Origin of the sequence: Streptomyces sp. SID5910 (assembly GCF_009862125.1) — a bacterium.
In the GTDB taxonomy this organism is placed as follows: Bacteria; Actinomycetota; Actinomycetes; order Streptomycetales; family Streptomycetaceae; genus Streptomyces.
On the sequence record NZ_WWHX01000952.1, the window covers coordinates 1 to 272 of the forward strand.

A 272-nucleotide genomic window follows, 5' to 3' on the forward strand; every position below is an offset into this window, starting at 1 on the left:
CGAGCTGCGTTCCACGGTGGCCGCGTGCTTCCTCGTCGGGGAGGTCGCCTCCCTGCTCCTGCTGTTCGCGACGGGCAAGGCGGAGGCGGCGGAGCTGGGCCAGGCGGCCCTGCTGCTGCCGGCGATCGCCGTCGGCGCCTGGCTCAGCCGCCTGGTGCACCACCGTCTGGACGCCCGCAGGATGCGCCTGTTCGTACTGGTCTTCGCGCTGGTCTCGGGGCTGGTGCTGATGTTCGGTGCCTGACGTGGGCGATGGCCCGGCCAGCCCCGAG

1 pseudogene is annotated in these 272 nt (G+C 73.2%); it reads left to right on the plus strand.

The features are described 5' to 3' along the window. Positions 1-244 (plus strand): annotated as a pseudogene (locus GTW67_RS33785) (sulfite exporter TauE/SafE family protein); the annotation flags it as partial. Positions 245-272 lie beyond the last annotated feature (28 nt).